We start from the raw sequence: 18,539 nt of genomic DNA, 5'->3' as shown, positions 1-18,539 counted from the left end.
GGCCTTGCCCGGTAGTGGAAAATGCTTAATAATCACAATTAATCCCGCGCCGGGATGGCGGAACGGTAGACGCAGTGGACTCAAAATCCACCGGCCGCAAGGTCGTGAGAGTTCGAGTCTCTCTCCCGGCACCAATAGAATCAGTTTGTTGTCCTGCATTTCAGGTTGATTTTCGGCCTTATTCCTCATTTTTACTCCGATATTTTGACGCAAGGAAACCTCCATGTCGCTGGTGCTGGCTGAAACGAAAGACGCCATCGGGGTCATCGTGCTGAATCATCCAGAAAAGCGCAACGCCTTGAGCGAAGCGTTGATCGGTGAAATCACTGCCGCACTGGAGGATTTTCAGGCGCGGAATATCCGCGCCGTGGTGTTGCGCGCCGCCGCTGGGGTCAAGGTCTGGTCTGCCGGCCACGATGTCAGCGAACTGCCTGACCGTGGTCGCGACCCGCTGGGCTGGAGCGATCCGCTGCGTGTTCTAGTGCGCGCCATTCAGGAGTTTCCCGCACCCATCATCGCCCTGATTGAGGGCGGAGTCTGGGGTGGCGGCTGCGAAGTAGCCATGGCCTGCGATATTCTGGTCACCACGCCCGATGCGACCTTCGCTATCACCCCGGCCAAACTGGGCGTTCCCTATAACCTCGGTGGCGTACTGACCTTAATGAATATGATCCCGCTGCCAGTGGCGAAGGAGATGCTATTCACCGCCCAGCCCATCCCTACATCGCAGGCTTTGAACCTTGGCATGATTAACTACATCAAACCGAAGGAGGAGATCGAAGCCTTCGTTCATGGTCTGGCAACGCATATCAGCGCTAACTCGCCTCTGAGCATCGCGGTGATGAAGGAAGAATTGCGACTACTGGCTAGTGCGCACGCCATTACCCCCGAACTGTTTGAACGGATTCAGGGACTTCGCCGCATCGTGTACGATAGTCATGACTACCAGGAAGGACTAAACGCCTTTCGGAGTAAGCGCAAGCCCCAGTTTTCCGGTACATGACACCTCCGCTCGACTGATCGGTCCACCCGCGCCGATCCTAAAAGTACGGCGAATTAGTCGCCTTTCTGTAATAATACCCACGCTGTTCCCGTTCTGGAAAAATGTATAACTTAAGTGTCAATTCATTAAACGAGTTATCAGACCTAGATACTATGACGACCGAAATCAAATCCCATGCCAAGGTTGGTGTTTATGTGGATGCCTCCAATATATCGCGCAATGGTGGCCAGCGTATGCAGTATGACGTGCTGCGCGAGTTCGCCTGCCGAGATCACGCCGAACCCTTGCGACTGAATGTCTACCTTTCCTATGACGAGGAACGCGCTGAAACCAACACGGTCTATCGTGACAAGGCTCGCGCCTATCAGTCCGCCCTGCGCGAACTCGGCTACAAGGTCATCGAAAAACGGGTCAAATGGTTTCAGGATGAAGCCGGTAATCGCTATGGCAAGGCTAACGCCGATCTTGATATGGCGGTGGATGTGCTGCTGCAATCGGAAAATCTGGACCGGGTGCTACTAGCAACCGGCGACGGCGATTTCGTACAGGTAGTGCGCGCTTTGCAAAACAAAGGCTGCCGCGTGGAAACTCTGGCGTTCGATAATGTGTCAGAGGAACTGCGCCGGGAATCAGACATGTTCGTATCCGGCTATTTAGTGCCGGGTTTGCTGCCGACCCGGGGCGATGATTATTTCGCGCCGTTGTGGGGTGCCATGGGATCGCGGGTACGGGGATACTGCTATCACCACGATGATAATAAAAGCTTCGGCTTCATGCGTTTTTTGGTCAAGCTATCGCCCTATCTGTGGAAGACCGACTCCCGTGATTCCGACTCCCCGTACCGGACGGCGTTCTTCCACGATTCCAGTCTGCCGGAGGGCTTCAACGTAATGAAACTGCCGTCCCGCAACCATATCTTTGAATTCACCCTGGCCGAGCCGAACGGCAAACAACCGGTCGCCACTGATATCGCCCTGGTTCATCCCACTCCATCATCCTGAAGGATAGTTCAGGAGGGGTGGCGCGTCGGGGCTCGTTCCTGTCGAGAAGCATCATGCATAACGTCCGAATCCTGAAATCCCTGCTGTTATTACCCCTGATTTTGATGCTGAGCGTGACGGAAGCATTCGCCAAACCGGACGAACCGGTCGCGGATGCCGCCATCAGGACTTTAGCGCCGACGGCCCGGCAAGCCTCGCTGGATCAGACGATTGCTGAATTATTGTCTCGGCACCATTACCGGCAGAGCAAGCTGGATGATCGGCTGTCTGCACTGGTTTTGACTGCCTATCTCGATGATCTCGATTTCAGCCGTGCCTATTTTTTGTCCAGCGATATCAACGGCTTCGAGAAGTATCGCAGCACCTTGGACGATGCCCTAAAAAGCGGCGATTTGCAGCCAGCCTATGCTATTTTCAATGTTTACCTGCGCCGATTGGCGGAACGGACTACCCGGATTCAGACCCTGCTCCAGCAAGAGTTCCGTTTCGATGCGGACGAGTCGCTAGAGGTAGACCGCAAGAACGCGCCCTGGGCTAAAAACATGGCGGAACTGGATGAATTTTGGCGCAAACGGCTGAAGCACGAGATGTTAACGCTGATGCTGTCCGGCAAAGATCGATCTGCCGCCCGCGAGTTGCTGGTCAAGCGGTATGACAATCGGCTACGGCAGGCCCAGCAATCCACCAGTGATGACGTGTTTCAGTTGTATATGAACGCAGTCGCTCAAGCCTTTGATCCGCACACCGCTTATTTTTCTCCACGCAACACTGAAAACTTCAACATCCAGATGCGGCTGTCGCTGGAAGGCATTGGCTGCGTACTGCGGATGGATGAGGAACTGGTGACGGTGGTTGAACTGGTCACTGGCGGTCCGGCTGATCTCAGCCAACAGATTAAGGCTGGGGATCGGATTGTAGCGGTAGCGCAAGGCGATGATGGCGCTTGGCTGGATGTGGTCGGCTGGCGGCTGGACGATGTGGTAGACCGCATTCGTGGTCAACGTGGTACGGTGGTGCGGTTGAAGGTGCAACCCGGCAAGGCGGGGGTGGCGGCAGCGGAAAAAACCGTGCGGATCGTCCGTGACACCATCAAGCTGGAAAAACAGGCCACCAAGAGCGAGATTAAAACGATCCGCAGCGCCGACGGACGTGATCTGCGGATCGGCACGATCACCATCCCGGCATTCTATAGCGATTTTGACGCGGCCCGCCGTGGCGATCCCAACTATCGCAGCACCACCCGCGATGTCCGCCGGTTGCTGGATGAACTGCGCGGCAAGGTAGACGGGCTGGTGCTGGATTTGCGCGAGAATGGGGGTGGCTCCCTGCAGGAAGCGGTGGATTTGACTGGCCTATTTGTTGGGGACGGCCCGGTGGTGCAGGTCAGAAATGCGGGCGGCAATGTGGAGGTTGAGAAGGACAGCGAACCCGGTCAAGTCTACGACGGGCCGCTGGCGGTGCTGGTGGATCACGCCAGCGCCTCGGCCTCGGAAATTTTCGCAGGCGCGATTCAGGATTACGGCCGCGGCATCGTGATCGGCGATCCAACCTTTGGCAAGGGCACGGTGCAAACCCTGGTGGATTTGAACCGCTTCACCAAAGCTAAGGAATCACAAGGCCAGTTGAAACTGACCATTGCCAAGTTCTACCGGATCAATGGCAGCAGCACTCAGCATCGTGGAGTTCGACCCGATATCGCCATTCCTTCGATCGTGGACAGCGAGGAAGTCGGCGAGAGCGCCCAAAAGAATGCGTTGCCGTGGGATGAAATCGCCGCTACCCGTTATCGCAGCGATCAGCGGCTGATGACGTTAGCGCCAGAATTGGCGCGGCGACATCAGGGGCGCATCGCCAGCGATCCGGATTACCAGGCGTTCCTGCGCGATTTGGCTTTCACCAAGGAGCAGCGGGAAAAAACTACGGTTTCGCTCCTGGAGAGCCAGCGCCGCGCCGAACGAGAGCGCATCGAAACCTGGCGGCGGGATCGTGAGAATCGCTATCGCGCCCTTAAGGATTTGCCGCCGCTCAAGGTTAGCGATGAGGTGCCGGAAGGTAAAGACAGTGCGATTCCAGACGCGGCATTGGTGGAAAGCGCCCGCATCGTCGCCGACCTTATCTTATTGGGTAGTTCTGGCAGCGCAGTGGTGATGAACCATTAGCACCGTGATGCCCGCCACACTGACTTTCGATCCAGTGCTGGTTGAACGGCTGGTCGGCGCGCTTGAGCGACTGGAAACGCTGTTGCCGGCGGCGCCAGCCGAACCGGATTGGGAACGATATCGAGCCTTTCGCTGGAAACGATGGGGTCAGCGCGGTTATCTGCAGCCTGTAAAGCATCCCCACCGGCTACGGTTGGCCGATCTGCAACGAATTGACCACCAAAAAATGGCGCTGGATTTGAACCTGCGCCAATTCTTGGCCGGCCGCCCCTGTAACAATGCGCTGCTCTGGGGGGCGCGCGGCACTGGTAAATCCTCGTTGATTAAGGCGCTGTTCAATGAATATGCCGACGGTGGTCTGCGGCTGATCGAAGTGGATAAGCGCGATCTGATCGATCTGCCGGATATTGTCGATCCGCTTTACGACCGCCCGGAGCGGTTCCTGCTTTACTGCGATGATCTCTCGTTCGAAGCGGACGACGCCAGCTACAAAGCGCTCAAAGCCATGCTGGATGGTTCGATCAGCGCCGCCCCTGATAATGTGCTGTTGTGCGCCACTTCCAACCGCCGCCATCTGTTGCCCGAATACCAGCGGGAAAATCAGGATGCCCGGATCGTTGAGGGTGAACTGCATCACGGCGAGGCCGTGGAAGAAAAAATTTCGCTGTCGGAACGGTTCGGCCTGTGGCTGTCGTTTCATCCGTTCAGTCAGGATGACTATCTAAGCATCGTCACTCACTGGCTGGATCAATTGGGCTGGCCGAACGGCATGGACGCAGTGACGCGGGAAGAGGCATTACGCTGGGCCTTGCAACGCGGGGCGCGCAGCGGGCGGGTGGCTTGGCAGTTCGCCCGCGATTGGGTCGGTCGGTATACTCTATAGCGTCGCGAGCCCTCGGTTCTTATTCGGTTGCACAGACTGGATTGCTTGCCCAAGCCCATTCAATTCTTCAAGCACGTCGCAAAAAAGGGGACCGCTTCCGCGATCCCCATAAGACCTCCAAGCGAAAGAGCGAAGGTCAATCAGGCATAGTCACCCTTGTAGCTTTCCAGCGTCTTGATGTAGTTGGCGCGCTCGAATGCGGTCGGATCGGCGACATTACGCTGACTCATCGAACCTTTCATCTGCGTCACTGAATCGTAGCCATGCACCTCCATCCAGGTTTTCAGGCCATCGCGCAAGATGGTGAGATAGTCAATCCCGTTCTTGAGCAACGCCGAAGTGGTCATCACCGCATCGGCGCCCGCCATTACATACTTCACCACTTCAATCGGAGTATGGACGCCGCGAGTCGCGCCCAGCGAGGCCCGCAGTCGTCCATACAGCACTGCCAGCCACAACAGCGGCAAGCGGATTTCGTCTGGCGTACTCAGTTGCAGGTTGGGCGCGACTTCCAGCTTATCCAGATCGAAATCGGGCTGATAGAAGCGATTGAACAGCACTAAGCCATCGGCCCCGGCATCGTCCAGCGCCTTGGCCATCGAGCCGATGGCGCTGAAGAATGGACTGAGTTTGACCGCCACCGGCACCGTCACCGCCGCCTTCACTGCCTTGACGATGTCGACATAACGCTGCTCGACTTCACGACCCGCGGTGGTCAGATCGGCAGGGATGTAATAGATGTTGAGTTCAACTCCTTTCGCCCCGGCCTGCTGCATCAACTGGGCGTATTCGATCCAGCCGGTGTTGGTGATACCGTTCAGGCTGCCGATGATCGGGATGTCCACCGCTGCGGAGGCTTGCCTCAGCAATTCCAGATAGCTGTCCGGGCCGACCGTGTAGTCGTCCACTTCTGGAAAGTAGCTGAGCGACTCGGCGAAACTCTCGGTGCCCGCCGTCATCAGATGTTCCAGCGCCGCGCTCTCATGCTTCAACTGTTCCTCGAACAGCGAGAACATAACGACTGCCGCTGCGCCCGCGTCCTCCAGCCGCTTGATGCTGGCGACGCTCCCCGACAGCGGCGATGATGAAGCAATAATGGGATGCTTGAGCTTCATCCCCATGTAAGTGGTTGTTAAATCCATTGGTGCTTCCTTTTGGGTACCGGATGTCAATGGCGGGCGGCCCGGAACTGGATCAGTGCCGGGCCGCCAGACCCGCTTATTGTTTGTACTTCGGCTGGAAAGTCGCGCCGCTACGGGCCGCCATGTCCTCGTACACCGACCAGCGCCGATTGATCGCTTGCTGGGCCATGTCCATGAGGTATTCCGCTTCCTTGGGATTGGTGTGAGTCAACACCTTGTAGCGCACCTCGTTATAGGCGTACTGCCGCAGCGGAATCTTGGGTCGTCCCGAATCGAGAATGAACGGATTCTCGTTGGAATCGCGCACCGCCGGGTTGTAACGAACCAGCGGCCAGTGACCGCATTCCACCGCCAGATGTTGCTGATCCAGACCGCGCTGCATGTTGATGCCATGGGCAATACAGTGGCTATAAGCCAGAATCAGCGATGGTCCCGGATACGCCTCGGCTTCGCGGAACGCCAGCAACGCCTGTTGCGGATTGGCGCCCATCGCGATCCGTGCCACATAGACGTTGCCATAGGAAATGGCTTGCAGGGCGATGTCCTTCTTGCCCACCTGCTTGCCAGCGGCGGCAAACTTGGCGACTGCGCCCATCGGGGTAGATTTCGACATCTGGCCGCCGGTGTTGGAATACACCTCGGTATCCAGCACCAGCACGTTGACATCGCGACCGCTGGACAGCACATGATCCACGCCGCCAGAGCCAATGTCATAGGCCCAGCCGTCGCCACCCATGATCCAGATGCTGCGCCGGACCAGTTGATCACAAATCGCCAGCAGATGCGCGGCGCGGGGATCTTTGATCCCCTGCAACCGCTGTTTCAGTTCGGCCAGACGACCGCGTTGCTGACGAATATCGGTCTCGGTGACTTGTTCCGCGCTGATCAGAGCGTCCACCAGTTCCGCGCCGATTTGCCCCGCCAATCCCTGCAACAGTTCATAGGCAAAAGCCAGATGCTTATCGGCGGCCAGACGGAAGCCCAACCCAAACTCGGCGTTGTCCTCGAACAGCGAGTTGGCCCAGGCCGGGCCGCGTCCTTCGTTGTTGACTGACCACGGGGTCGTCGGCAGATTGCCGCCGTAGATCGACGAGCAGCCGGTCGCATTCGCCACCAGCAGCCGGTCGCCGAACAGTTGCGACAGCATCTTGACGTAGGGGGTCTCGCCGCAACCGGCACATGCGCCTGAGAACTCGAACAGCGGCGGCAGGAATTGCACCCCGCGCACTGTCGAGAAATCTACTCGCCCGCGATCCACTTCCGGCAGGGTCTCGAAGAAGCGGATATTGGCCTTCTCGTTTTCCAGCACCGGTTCCTTGGCCGCCATGTTGATCGCCTTGTGGCCGACTTTTTCCTTGCTCTTGGCCGGGCAGACTTCGACACACAGACCGCAGCCGGTGCAATCTTCCAGATAGACTTGCAAGGTGTAGCGGATTTCCGGGAAGCCCCGGGCGTCAATCGGCGCGGTCTTGAACGCAGCGGGCGCGTTATCCAGCTTGGCTTCGTTATAAAACTTGGAGCGAATCACCCCGTGCGGACAAACCATGCTGCAATTACCGCACTGAATGCAGATGTCCGGCTCCCAGCTCGGCACATAGCTGGAGATGTTGCGCTTTTCCCATTGGGTGGTGGCGCTGGGATAGGTGCCATCCACCGGCAGGGCGCTGACCGGCAGTTCGTCGCCGCGTCCGGCCATCATCATCGCCGTGACCCGTTGCACGAAGTCCGGCGCGTTGGCAGGCACCACAGCGGGCAGTTCCCGCAGGCTGGTCACCTGAGTGGGCACCACGATCTCGCGCAGATTAGCCAGGGTGTTGTCTACCGCCTCGAAGTTCTTGCGCACGACCTCCTCGCCCTTGCGCATATAGCTCTTTTTGATCGAGTACTTGATCTTGTCAATCGCCTTATCCCGTGGCAGCACCCCGGAAATAGCGAAGAAGCAGGTCTGCATGATGGTGTTGATGCGGGTGCCCATGCCGTTGTCGCGGGCGACTTTTTCGGCATTGATCGCATGAACCTTGAGCTTCTTGGCGATGATCTCCGCTTGCACCGGACGCGGCAGCCGATCCCAGGCTTCCTCCGGTTCCCGTGGACTGGTGTTCAGCAGCAGCACTGCGCCGGGCGCGGCGTTCTTGAGTACATCGCCCCGGTCGAGGAAGCTGAACTGGTGGCAGCCAATAAAGTTAGCCGATTGCACCAGATAGGGCGCCCGGATCGGGTCTGGCCCGAAGCGCAAATGGGAGACGGTCTGCGAGCCGGATTTCTTCGAGTCGTAAACGAAGTAACCTTGGGCGTAGAATTCCGGATCATCGCCGATGATCTTGATCGAGTTCTTGTTCGCGCCGACGGTGCCATCCGCACCCAGCCCGAAGAACATCGCCCGCACCACTTTATCGGACTCAATCACAAAGCTGGAATCCACTTCCAGGCTGGTGTGGGTCACATCGTCATTGATGCCGACGGTGAAATGATTCTTGGGCTTGGCCTTGCTCAGTTCATCGAACACCGATTTGACCATCGCCGGGGTAAATTCCTTGGACGACAGCCCGTAACGGCCGCCGATCACTCGCGGCATAGTCGCCATCGGCAGCGTACCCGCGCCGTGCGCTTCCACCAGAGTGCTGACTACATCCAGATACATCGGCTCGCCGGTGGAACCCGGCTCCTTGGTGCGGTCGAGGACCGCAATGGATTTAACGCTGGCTGGCAGCGCCGCCAGGAAGGCGCTGGCGGACAGCGGCAGGAACAACCGGACCTGCAATACGCCGACTTTCTCGCCGCTCTGGTTGAGATAAGCCGCAGTTTCACAAGCCGTCTCCGCGCCCGACCCCATCAGGATCACGACCCGTTCGGCGTTCGGATCGCCGAAGTAGTCGAACAGGTGATAGCTGCGGCCGGTCAGTTCGGCGAATTTGTCCATCGTCGCTTGAACGATGCCTGGCACCTTGAGGTAGTACGGGTTGCACGCCTCGCGGCTCTGGAAATAGGTATCGGGATTCTGCGCGGTGCCGCGAATGAATGGCCGATCCGGATTTAGCCCCCGACCGCGATGCGCCAGCACCAGATCGTCGCGAATCATCGCCCGGATATCGTCATCCGTCAGCAAAGTCAGCTTGTTGACCTCGTGCGAGGTGCGGAAGCCATCGAAGAAATGGATGAACGGCACCCGCGCTTCCAGGGTCGCGGCGTGGGCGATCAGCGCCATATCGTGGGCTTCCTGCACCGAGTTGGAGGCCAGCAGGCAGAAGCCCGTCGGGCGCACCGCCATCACATCCTGATGATCGCCGAAGATCGACAAGCCTTGGGTCGCCAGCGAGCGGGCCGCGACATGGAACACCGCCGAAGTCAGTTCGCCGGCGATCTTGTACATGTTGGGGATCATCAGCATGAGCCCCTGCGATGCGGTAAAGGTCGTGGTCAACGCGCCGGTCTGCAACGCGCCGTGCGCGGTTCCCGCTGCGCCCGCCTCGCTCTGCATTTCCATGACCAGGGGCACACTGCCCCAGATGTTCTTAATCCCTTCGGAAGACCATTGATCCGCCAGCTCGCCCATGGTTGAGGAGGGGGTGATCGGATAAATGGCGCACACTTCGCTGACGCGATAGGCGACGTAAGCCGCCGCCTCATTGCCGTCAATGGTAGTTACTTGCCGTTCAGTCATTTGTGCTTCTCTTTAACTCGTGGCCCGTCGCAGACAGCGGGCGGTGGAATTCTGGCCGTTAACCCGCTTGTTCCGACGTTTCCGCCGGTTCGGGAATCAGCTCGATAGCGTGGCAGGGACACTGCTCGAAACAGACCGCGCAGCCGGTGCAGAGATCGTAGTCATAGCGGTAACGCTTGCCCGGCCCCAGCTTGATGATGGCGTCTTCGGGACATGCGCCATAACAGCCGTCACACTCGTAGCAGTTGCCGCAGGACAGGCAGCGCTTAGCCTCGTACAGTGCCTCTTTCTGGCTCAGGCCGGCGACGACTTCCTCGAAACTGCCTTTGCGGCCTTTGAGGTCCAGATGGCCTTGCGGACGCTGGGCGGCATCGGTGTAGTACCAGACATGCAATTTGTCGAAAGTCGCCAGGGTGTGCTTGGGTGGTTTGACATAGGCGTCACCACGCAGCCAGGCATCAATGTGACGAGCGGCTTTTTTGCCATGACCGACGCCAATGGTGACGGTGCGGTCGGAGGGCACCATGTCGCCGCCGGCGAACAGGCCCGGATAGCCGGTCATCAGTCGCTCATCGACCGTTACGACACCATCGTCCTTGAATTCCACGCCCGGCACCTGGCGCATGAAGCTGGTGTCCACATCCTGACCCAAGGCCATGATCAGCGCGTCGGCTTCGAGCGTCTCGAACTGGCCGGTCGGTTGCGGCCGACCCTTGGCGTCCACCTCCATGATCTCAACCGTGAAAGTGGTTTCATCAATGCTCTTGATGGTGCGCAGCCAGTGAATCTTGACATCTTCTTCGAGCGCCTCGGTGGCCTCGAAGTCGTGGGCCGGCATGTGAGCGCGGTCGCGGCGATAGATGATCAGCGGTTCGTAGCCGAGGCGCTTGGCGACTCGCGCCGCGTCCATTGCGGTATTGCCGCCGCCATAGATCGCAACCCGGCGACCCAGTTTCGGCGCGTTGCCGGTTTCCACATCCTTGAGGAAGCTGATGGCGTCCAGCATCTTGCCCGCATCGCGGGATGGAATTTCAGTGCGTTTGCTGATATGCGCGCCGACCGCAATGAACATCGCATCGAAATTGCCGGCCTGCTTCTCCGCCAGCAGATCGTCCACCCGATGATTGAGAACCATTTTGACGCCCATGTTTTCGATGCGCTTGATCTCGGCGTCCAGCACGTCACGCGGCAGGCGGTAGGACGGGATGCCGAAGTGCATCATGCCGCCGGCCATGGGACCGGCTTCGTGGATTTCGACGCTGTGGCCCATCCGCGCCAGGTGATAGGCGGCGGACAAGCCGCTGGGACCGGCTCCAACCACCAAGATCCGCTTGCCGCTGGGCGGAGCCGTGATGGTGAACTGCCAATTTTCCTGCAAGGCCAAATCGCCCAGGAACCGCTCGACTGCATGAATACTGACCGACGAATCCAGCTTACCCCGGTTACAGGCGCTTTCGCAGGGGTGGTAGCACACCCGTCCATGGATGCCCGGCATCGGGTTGTCATGGGTCAGGGCTTGCCAAGCCTCTTTGAAACGGCCTGCTTGGGCGTGGGTCAGCCAGGCCTGAATGTTTTCGCCTGCCGGACAAGCATTGTTGCAGGTGGGCAGCAGATCTGCATAAATCGGTCGTTGGATACGCTGCGGGCCGACATTGTGTTTTTCATGCGCCAGGTCCAGCGGGCGCGTCATATTGATGGGCTTGTCAGTCATCGTGTGCTTCTCTTCGCAAATCATTGGGTGTTAAGGAGCGACTCTGCGTCCCCGGGGACGAAAAGAGTCTGGTGGTTACAACCAGCACCGCCGGCTAGTCGTTGTTCTGAAGAATATCCAGGAGTGGGTGCAATATCCGTGGATGGGTACGGAGCCGGTCGTCTCGCCCTGCTAAGGGTAGAACATTTTAGTGGGATGTGAAGTTGCGCAATGGGTATGGCTCGCAGTCGCCTACGCTTGGAGTGCGGTGCGCCGTTGCGTTCCCCCTGCGGAGAGAAAATTTCGATGACCGATTCGATTTCATGCACCGCCGCCAGCGAATCGACGCAGCGACTGGCGATTCAGATTCGCGGCCAGGTACAGGGCGTCGGTTTCCGGCCTTTCGTTTATCGACTGGCGGCGGAATGGAAGTTGTCTGGCTGGGTACGCAATGACGCCAGTGGCGTTGCCATTGAAGCGCAAGGCGCAACCAGCGATTTGCAATCGTTTTTAACCGCACTGCGCCAACCGCCGCCGCTGGCGCGGATTGACGCGCTGCAAACTGCCACCGCGCCAGTCTGCGCTGATGAAATAAGTTTCGTCATCCACGCCAGCCGCGCCGGACCCGCCCGCGCCGAGATCGCGCCTGACACCGCCGTTTGTAACGATTGCCTGGCTGAATTATTTGATCCCGCTGACCGCCGCTATCGCTACGCCTTCATCAACTGCACCCATTGCGGTCCGCGCTACACCATTACCCGCGCCATTCCCTACGACCGGCCCAACACCAGCATGGCCGGTTTTCCGCTGTGCCCGGACTGCGCTCGCGAATACCACGATCCCGCTGATCGTCGCTTTCACGCCCAACCAGTAGCTTGTCCAGTCTGCGGGCCGCATCTGAGCTTGCGCGATGCCCAAGGCCATCAGTTGGCTGTGAGCGACGTGATCACTGCGACACTGGAACAGGTGCAAAACGGTGCAATCGTGGCGATCAAAGGCTTGGGCGGGTTTCATCTGGCCTGTGATGCGCACAATGCTGCTGCCGTGGCTCGGTTGCGCCAGCGTAAGCAGCGCGAAGCCAAGCCGTTTGCAGTGATGGCGACCAATCTCGCGTCGTTAGCCCCGTGGATCGAATCCAGCGCCAACGAGCGGGAATTACTGGAAATGCCAGAGCGGCCCATTGTGCTGGTGGATAAACAGCCCGGCGCAGCGGCGGAATTGGCGGGCATTGCGCCCGGCGTCAATCGGATCGGCGCGATGCTGCCGTATACACCCTTGCATTATCTATTGTTTCACCAGGCCGCTGGCCGACCGGAGGGTTGCGGCTGGCTGCAACAGCCTTGGCCGTTGCTGTTGGTGATGACCAGCGCCAATCCTGGTGGTGAACCACTGGTGATTGATGATGATGAAGCGATTGAGCGCTTGGCCGGTATCGCTGACGCTTTTCTCACCCACAACCGGCCCATCGTCGCCCGCTGCGATGACAGCGTGTTGTATTGGCACGGGCAAGCCCCAGCGTTTATCCGTCGCGCTCGCGGTTACGCGCCACGCCGGATCAATTTGCCCGCTGCGGGTCCTTCGGTGCTGGCGTGCGGCGGCTGGTTGAAGAATACGATCTGCCTGACCCGCGATGCACAGGCTTATCTGTCGCCGCACATTGGCGATCTCGACAACGCCGCCGTGTGCCGCGCTCTGGACGAAATGGCGGAACGGCTGCTGGATACGTTGCGGATCGTCCCGGAACGGGTGGCGTGCGACCTGCACCCGGATTTTTATAGCAGCCGCTTTGCCGCCATGTTTGCCGCCGAAGGTAGCCTGCCGCTGATTCCGGTTCAACACCATCACGCCCATATTGCGGCGATTGCGGCTGAACACCGGTTACAACGACCGCTGCTGGGGCTGGCGCTGGACGGAGTGGGATTGGGCGAGGACGGCGGCAACTGGGGCGGAGAACTGCTGTGGGTGGATGGCCCCGCGTATCGCCGCTTGGGTCATCTGCTGCTGTTGCCGCTGCCCGGCGGGGATCGCGCCGCCCGCGAACCGTGGCGAATGGCCGCTGCCGCGTTGCATACGCTCGGTCGCGGCTCTGAGATCCCGCGTCGCTTTCCCGGCTCGCTGGCAGAAGCCGTTCGCGGTTTGCTGGAGCGCGGTTCCCACTGTCCGTTGACCAGCAGCGCCGGACGGGTGTTTGACGCCGCCGCTGCGTTGCTTGGCCTGCGCCAAACCAGTGATTATGAAGGTCAGGCGGCGATGGAACTGGAAGCACTCGCTGCGACCTATGGCCCGGTTGAACCGCTGGCCGAAGGTTATCGGCTGACTACGGAAGGCCATCTTGATCTGTTGCCATTGCTGGCGTGGCTGGCGGATAACCCGGCGGATCCTCAACACGGCGCGGCGCTGTTTCATGCCACGCTGGCGCTGGCGCTGGCCGATTGGGTGACGCAAGCGGCTTTGCGGGAACAAGTGACTGATGTTGCATTAGGTGGCGGCTGTTTTCTCAACCGCCTGTTGAGCGTTCAGTTGCGAGAGCGGCTGGAACAGAATGGGCTGACGGTTTATGAAGCCCGCCAGGCGCCGCCGAACGATGGCGGTTTGAGTCTGGGTCAGGCGTGGATCGCGCTGCGGCACGGTGTTTGATCAGAGCAGTTCGCAGCACATCTGAGGGGTTGCACCGATCAGACGGGCGTACCGATGAAATGAAAATAACGCCAAATGCCGCCATACACCTGGCTGATCGTGCTATCCAGCGGTCGGAACCGGGTGCGCAGCTCCGGCAGTAATTGGCCTTCCATCCGCACATGATTAACGCCCATCCAGCGCCGGAATGCCGACCAGTCAGAATTGTGGAAGTCCACCACTGCAATCAAGCCGTGCGCTTGTAGATCCTGCCGAATGCTGGCGATCACCTCTGCATAGCCCGGATTGATCATGCTTAGGCAATATGAAACGACGATCAGATCAAAACGAGGCGCTGGGTCCAGCGGTCGGGCGTAGGCTTGATGCAATAATGTGATGCGGTCGCCAAGCGGTTCCAGGTAACGACGCGCGCAGGCCAGCATATCGGCGGATAAATCCAGTCCGATCAAGCGCGTATCGGGAAATCGCTGCGCCAGTCGTGCCAAATTCCGGCCTGTTCCGCAGCCGATTTCCAGGATGTTCCTCGGCGTGTGCAGAGCGGCCACCCGTTCGACCAGGTGGGCGCGCCCGAACAGAAAACTCCAGCGGGTGGCGTCGTAGATGCGGGCGTGGAACCGGTAATAGCGTTTCAGAGCCTGATCCGCTGCGGCAGCGCCCGCCGTCATAACACTTCCGCCAAGTGCAGACTGCCGTAGGTGCCGACCCGATCCTGCGCATGCAAAGCGCCAGTCAGTTCCGGGAAGAAGCGGACGGCGGATTTCACCATCTCCGGCAGGAAATTCAGCTCCGGGCTGGCCGAGCGCAGCATGATTTTGCTGCCCGGACGGCTGTTGGCAAGGATCAGTTCCCATTCCTCGCGTAGCGCTTCCGGTTGATGCCAGGCCAGCCAGTCCTGATGATCCAGCAGCACGAAATGGCTGTATTGACCCGGATGCTCCCGGAGAAAGTGACTGACGGTGGCGTTGTGGGTATAGGCGCGACCGATGTTGTGATGCAGTTGCGCAAAATTTTCCGGCTTGAGGTAGTTCGGACAGCAGTCCGTGGTGTAGGAGCCGGTCAGATAGACCCGCCAGAAATAGTTGTCATGGATCAGCACCTCGGTCAAAACATGACGCAGCTTGGAACTGACGTAGCCAACCATTCCGCCTGGATACTGGGTGCTGATCAATCGAATTTGCGGACGGGGCACGCCCAGCATCGCCATGGTCATCGGCTGCTTGACTAGCCACGAGGTAAAGTGACCCCACAGCACCGGCTCGATCTGCTGATAAATCTCGCGCTGTTCCGCCAGCGTCCGGGCATCCAGCAAATCGAGCAACCGTGAACGCAGATTACGGTTGGCGCTCAGCAGATAGCGGCTTAGAATCCAGGCAATCGCGCCAGAAGTGCCATAGTAATAAAATGATTTCTTGTGGCTGGTGCTATCAAAGTAAGCGATTTTTTCATCCCAGAACGCTTGGGTAAACGCGGGTAAACGCGACCGGATCGTTTGATAAATCCCACGAAACGCCTGGTGCGAACCGTTACCAAACAGCCGGAAAAGATCATCGAAGTCACCGCGTTCGATCAAGGCCAGCTTGAGATGCAGCAGCGCGTTCTGACGCGGATTTACGTCCACTGCATGAATTTCCGCCGGTGAATCGAGCAGGTAATCCAGGGTGTTGCAGCCGGCGCTGGTGAGTACCACCACCCGGCTCTCTCCGTCCAGATGCAGAATTTGCCGGTCAATGCGCGGATCTTCCCAGCAGACGTTATAAATCAGACAGCGCTCATGGACTGCCTTAAACACCAGATCATGCGCACTGTTCACCAGCCTTGTACCGAGCTTCTTGACCATGTCGTCAACCGAAGGTAGAAATTCCAAAGGGAAATGCCCTGCTAACATTTGATGTTCAGCGAGCCAGGTGACCGTCAGATGGCAGAATGGTGAAGGTTTGGTGATCCCCGGTGCGCCTTTACGGGCGGGCAACGTCACCGACTCCCAGTACAGCGTTTGCCGCACAAGACGGGCCGGGCGATCCGGCGCTGCGGGCAGGGTTAGCCGCTATTGAAAATAATATAGTGATTTAATGTTTTTCATAGTAATATATTACTATGAAACTCAGCGTATGGGCTAAAGCGCAAGGATTGCGGTACGAAACGGCTTGGAAGATGTGGAAGGCGGGCAAACTTCCGATTCCTGCCGAACAGTTACCGACCGGAACCATTATCGTGCATCCGCCGGTGGAGGCCAGCGAGGGCGGCGTCGCCCTGTATGCCCGGGTGTCCAGCGCCGACCAGAAAGCCGATTTGGATCGGCAAGTGGCGCGGCTGGCGGTCTACGCCGCCGAAAAGAGCTTGCGCGTCACTGAGGTGGTGAAAGAGATCGGTTCGGGTCTCAACGGCCACCGGCGCGGGTTGATGCGGTTGTTGCACGATCCGAAGGTCACGACGGTGGTGGTAGAACACCGCGACCGGCTGATGCGGTTTGGTTTTGAATACGTTGAAGCGGCGCTGGCGGCGCAAGGTCGAACGCTGGTCGTCGTTGATGCCGCCGAAGTCCAGGACGATCTGGTGCGCGAGGTGACCGAGGTGTTGACCTCGTTGTGCGCCCAGTTGTATGGGCGACGGGCGGCGGAACACCGAGCGAAACGGGCGTTGGAGGCGATGGCGTGTGAACCGTCCTGACGCACCGGATTGAGCGGATTCCGAATGCCGTTCAGGAGGCGCTGTTTCGGCAGGGTGTGGGCGCATCCCGGTTCGCCTACAACTGGGCGCTGGCGGAATGGCAACGGCAGTTTGAGGCCGGAGAAAAGCCCAACGAAGCGGCGTTGCGGCGGCAGTTTAACGCCCTCAAGCCGCTGGCACCTTCGCCTTTGACGGTCAGCGGATTCGGTTGCCCAAAATCGGCGGGGTACGGATGCGTGAGGAATTGCGGTTTGACGGCAAGCCGTTGTCGGCCACCTTGAGCCGCAAAGCCGACCGCTGGTTTATTGCCATCCCCGTCGAAATGGAACGTCCTGAACCGGTGTGCGAAAGCCAAGCCTCGGTCGGGATTGATCTCGGCGTCAGTACCGCCCTCACCCTGTCTACCGGAGAGAAAATCGACAGTCCCAAGCCGCTGAAAAAGCATCTCCAGCGGATGAAACGGCGTTCCCGGCAGCATTCCCGCACGCAAAAAGGCAGCGCCAACCGGCGCAAATCGGCGGCCCGACTGGCGAAACTCCATGCCCGCATCGCCCAAGTCCGACAAGACTTCTTGCACAAAACGACTACCGAGTTGACGCAGCGCTTCGGTCTGATCGGCATCGAAGACCTGAACGTCAAAGGGATGATGGCGAACGATAAACTGTCGCGAGCGATCAGCGACATCGGCTTCTACGAGTTTCGCCGGCAACTGGAGTACAAGGCGGCGCGGTCGGGCGGAACCGTGGTGGTGGTGGTGGATCGCTGGTTTCCGAGTAGCAAAACGTGCTCGGCGTGCAGCGGTTATCACGAATCCATGCCGCTGTCAGAGCCGCTCCCGTCTGTTTGGACAGCAAATCGGCTAGGATAAGTGGAGCCTTGTGGTGATCATGCCGCGATTCTTTCCTGCGGTACGTGGTTTAAGTACATCGTATCGGGGGTCTGCCCGTCAAGCGACTGATGCGGTCGCTGCGTGTTATAGAAGTTGAAATACCTTCCCAGACACGCCTTGGCTTCGGAGACTGAATCGTAGGCTCTGAGATAGACCTCCTCATACTTGACGGTTCGCCAAAGCCGTTCGACAAAGACGTTGTCCCGCCAGCACCCCTTGCCATCCATGCTGACCTGAATGCGGTGCTCCTGAAGCAGAGCAATGAAGGCTGAACGGGTGAATGGGCTGCCCTGGTCGGTGTTCATGATCTCCGGGCTGCCGTACTTCATGATGGCTTCTTCCAGGGCGTCTACGCAGGGATCGGCGGTCAAAGTGTTCGAGAGGCGCCAAGCCAGAACCCGACGAGTTGCCCAGTCAAGGACGGCGCTCAGATAGACAAAGCCCTGGCGCATCGGGATGTAGGTGCAGCCCTTTCAAGGTGTAAAAATACAACATTGAAAATCAATAAGTTGAATTTAACCTCGAACTCTCTTCTTAGCCAAACCCGATGTTAGGCCGAGTCGGGTAACAGAGAATCAGACGGTTACGTCAACCATCAACTGAGCACCTTGAAAGGGCTGGGATGTAGGTGGTATCAATGGTCTAATTACAAATGACAAATTCTGCGTCAGCCGGGTTGCCCGCCTCCAGTTAACGTGGTCCCGTTATGAGGTGTGGCGCCAGCGCACGGCGGCACCCAAGACGAATCCCTCGGTAGAAGTTCATTTCTGCGGAGGGTGCCATGAAACGACAATGGGGGATTCGCCG

The 18,539-nt window shown here is 58.7% G+C and carries 13 protein-coding genes, 1 tRNA gene and 1 pseudogene; 9 read left to right on the top strand and 6 right to left on the bottom strand.

The genetic code is table 11. From position 1 onward, the window contains the following. Positions 1–48: 48 nt before the first annotated feature. From BN874_RS02035 to BN874_RS02015, 5 genes are all read left to right on the top strand, one after another. Positions 49–134 (top strand) — tRNA-Leu (locus BN874_RS02035). A gap of 89 nt (positions 135–223) precedes the next feature. Beyond that, positions 224–1,003: a methylmalonyl-CoA decarboxylase gene (gene scpB, locus BN874_RS02030; protein WP_034430542.1), complete on the top strand. Its 780-nt coding sequence runs from the start codon at positions 224–226 to the stop codon at positions 1,001–1,003. Positions 1,004–1,155: 152 nt separating this feature from the next. Beyond that, a complete protein-coding gene (locus tag BN874_RS02025; protein ID WP_034430541.1) occupies positions 1,156–2,004 on the top strand; it encodes a LabA-like NYN domain-containing protein in 849 nt (282 codons plus the stop codon). A gap of 53 nt (positions 2,005–2,057) precedes the next feature. After that, positions 2,058–4,163 (top strand): carboxy terminal-processing peptidase, encoded by a 2,106-nt coding sequence (locus BN874_RS02020; RefSeq protein ID WP_051497317.1) that lies wholly within the window; start codon positions 2,058–2,060, stop codon positions 4,161–4,163. A gap of 7 nt (positions 4,164–4,170) precedes the next feature. Then, on the top strand, positions 4,171–5,046 hold the full coding sequence (locus tag BN874_RS02015) for an ATP-binding protein (protein ID WP_081756078.1): 876 nt from the start codon (positions 4,171–4,173) through the stop codon (positions 5,044–5,046). A 140-nt stretch (positions 5,047–5,186) separates the two neighbouring features. Here the strand turns inward: BN874_RS02015 and BN874_RS02010 are convergent, their stop codons facing one another. From BN874_RS02010 to BN874_RS02000, 3 genes are all read right to left on the bottom strand, one after another. Next, positions 5,187–6,188: a dihydroorotate dehydrogenase-like protein gene (locus tag BN874_RS02010; RefSeq protein WP_034430539.1), complete on the bottom strand. Its 1,002-nt coding sequence runs from the start codon at positions 6,186–6,188 to the stop codon at positions 5,187–5,189. Between the two features lie 76 nt (positions 6,189–6,264). Further along, positions 6,265–9,849, bottom strand: coding sequence for a pyruvate:ferredoxin (flavodoxin) oxidoreductase (gene nifJ, locus BN874_RS02005; RefSeq protein WP_034430537.1), 3,585 nt, complete (start codon positions 9,847–9,849; stop codon positions 6,265–6,267). 58 nt (positions 9,850–9,907) lie between these two features. Then, entirely contained in the window at positions 9,908–11,560 is a 1,653-nt protein-coding gene (locus tag BN874_RS02000) for an NAD(P)-binding protein (RefSeq protein WP_034430536.1), read from the bottom strand. 285 nt (positions 11,561–11,845) lie between these two features. Here BN874_RS02000 and hypF point away from each other — a divergent pair, with 285 nt between their 5' ends. Further along, on the top strand, positions 11,846–14,176 hold the full coding sequence (gene hypF, locus BN874_RS01995) for a carbamoyltransferase HypF (protein ID WP_034430535.1): 2,331 nt from the start codon (positions 11,846–11,848) through the stop codon (positions 14,174–14,176). A 38-nt stretch (positions 14,177–14,214) separates the two neighbouring features. On the opposite strand, the gene BN874_RS01990 is transcribed toward hypF, so the two are convergent. Together BN874_RS01990 and BN874_RS01985 are read right to left on the bottom strand one after the other, a co-directional pair. After that, the gene (locus BN874_RS01990; protein ID WP_034430534.1) at positions 14,215–14,841 is read right to left on the bottom strand and encodes a class I SAM-dependent methyltransferase; all 627 of its coding nucleotides are present in this window, start codon (positions 14,839–14,841) and stop codon (positions 14,215–14,217) included. Further along, positions 14,838–16,145 (bottom strand): BtaA family protein, encoded by a 1,308-nt coding sequence (locus tag BN874_RS01985; RefSeq protein ID WP_320411440.1) that lies wholly within the window; start codon positions 16,143–16,145, stop codon positions 14,838–14,840. The genes BN874_RS01990 and BN874_RS01985 overlap by 4 nt, the downstream gene beginning before the upstream one ends. A gap of 125 nt (positions 16,146–16,270) precedes the next feature. Between BN874_RS01985 and BN874_RS01980 the strand changes: the two genes are divergently transcribed. From BN874_RS01980 to BN874_RS01975, 3 genes are read left to right on the top strand one after another with little or no spacing between them, the layout of a single operon-like run. Next, positions 16,271–16,843: an IS607 family transposase gene (locus BN874_RS01980; protein WP_034430533.1), complete on the top strand. Its 573-nt coding sequence runs from the start codon at positions 16,271–16,273 to the stop codon at positions 16,841–16,843. Positions 16,844–16,899: 56 nt separating this feature from the next. After that, the gene (locus tag BN874_RS26310) at positions 16,900–17,124 is read left to right on the top strand and encodes a helix-turn-helix domain-containing protein (RefSeq protein ID WP_230314302.1); all 225 of its coding nucleotides are present in this window, start codon (positions 16,900–16,902) and stop codon (positions 17,122–17,124) included. Next, positions 17,052–17,711 carry an RNA-guided endonuclease InsQ/TnpB family protein gene (locus BN874_RS01975; RefSeq protein WP_154724705.1) on the top strand — a complete coding sequence of 220 codons (660 nt, stop codon included), beginning with the start codon at positions 17,052–17,054 and terminating at the stop codon, positions 17,709–17,711. The genes BN874_RS26310 and BN874_RS01975 overlap by 73 nt, the downstream gene beginning before the upstream one ends. Positions 17,712–17,728: 17 nt before the next feature. Here BN874_RS01975 and BN874_RS01970 read toward each other — a convergent pair. Then, a pseudogene (locus BN874_RS01970) lies at positions 17,729–18,196 on the bottom strand (IS3 family transposase); the annotation flags it as partial. Positions 18,197–18,539: the final 343 nt, after the last annotated feature.

This window comes from Candidatus Contendobacter odensis Run_B_J11, assembly GCF_000531125.1.
Taxonomy (GTDB): domain Bacteria; phylum Pseudomonadota; class Gammaproteobacteria; order Competibacterales; family Competibacteraceae; genus Contendibacter; species Contendibacter odensensis.
Note: the sequence above shows the minus strand (reverse complement) of the source record. Positions and strands in the feature narration are given on the sequence as shown.